This window comes from Ruminococcus callidus ATCC 27760 (assembly GCF_000468015.1).
Lineage (GTDB): Bacteria > Bacillota > Clostridia > Oscillospirales > Ruminococcaceae > Ruminococcus_C > Ruminococcus_C callidus.
On sequence record NZ_KI260337.1, the window covers coordinates 1 to 1,355 of the forward strand.

1 protein-coding gene is annotated in these 1,355 nt (G+C 41.9%); it reads left to right on the top strand.

What is annotated here, in order from left to right:
• Window positions 1-67 precede the first annotated feature (67 nt).
• Window positions 68-1,168 (top strand): IS4 family transposase, encoded by a 1,101-nt coding sequence (locus tag RUMCAL_RS03870; protein WP_021681236.1) that lies wholly within the window; start codon window positions 68-70, stop codon window positions 1,166-1,168.
• Window positions 1,169-1,355: the final 187 nt, after the last annotated feature.

Here is a 1,355-nt window from a genome sequence, read left to right on the forward strand (position 1 = left end):
CAATGTCATTAACTTAACATCTAGCCAAGCGAGCTAAAATCTGCTAAAATAAAGAAGGGTGAAGATAATGAAAGCAGAAACAAGGTTCATACGGCAAATACAAAAGATGGCAAGTGATGTGGAATTTCAAAGCAAACACGTCAGAGATGGCGAAAAAGATTTCAAGCGGACAAGAAAACTTACGTTTTCAGATGTTATCATGTACACAATCGGGAATACAAGAAGTCCGCTTGAACTGGAGGCACAGCGTTTTTCAAAGTATCTCACAGCGGATGAAATCAGCGGTGCAGCTCTGTGTAAAGCCCGGCAGAAAATCAAGTATACCGCATTTGAGGAACTGTTTGAGCAAACAGCGGCATCTGCTCCCAAAGATAAGCGGTTTCACGGATATCATCTGTATGCAGTGGACGGGATGAAGGGAGAGTTGCCTAAAACTCCGGAATTATCCGCAAAATACTGCGAAACTGAAAAGTGTAAAACGCCGGTATTTCACGCAGTATCAACTTTTGATATTCTGAATGAGATGTTCATACGTTCTAAATTTCATTTTGGAACTGCCGATGAAAGAGAACTCGCCAGCAAGATGATTGATGCTGTGGCACAAGATGTATATTACAAAGATGAGCCGCAAATATGGATATTTGACAGAGGATTTCCGTCTTTAAGCTTGATTCAGAAGCTGCTTGAACACCGGTTGTATTTTGTGATGCGGGTTTCTTCCAGCTTTCTGAAGGAAGTCAATGCGTTCCGCAAAAGCAAGTATGTCGACCGCGTGATTCATATTGAATATTCTGAGCGCAGAGCGACTCAGAATCATGTGCATTCGGATGGAATCAGTCAATTTGATTTGCGGTGTGTTCGCGTTAAGCTGCCCAGTGGAGAGGATGAAATTCTGGTCACGAATCTTGATCGGAAGGATTTCCCTAAGCGTGACATCAAAGAGATTTATCGTCTTCGGTGGGGAATTGAAACGGGATTCAACTACTTGAAAAATGCCGTATTCGTGGAGGAATTTGTCTCAAAAACTGAAAACGGACTTGCACAAGACTATTTTGTGTCGCTTCTCGTTTACAATTTTGCAACTTGCATATGTGGCAGTATGTATCCGAATATCCCAAAAAAAGAAAATACAAGTACAAGATCAATCGAAGAACTGCCACCAGATTGATCTACCATAATCTGATGGGTGTACTGTTTAAAAGCATTCCCTCTCTTTCGCGTGTCTTGAACGCACTCAAATCTGACATCATCAAACATCTTTCTCCCGTCCGTCCGAATCGCTCTTTTCCTCGCCATTTTGATACTTCCAGACATTCTGCTTGCCATTCAAGGGCCGTTTTAAGTTAATGACATTG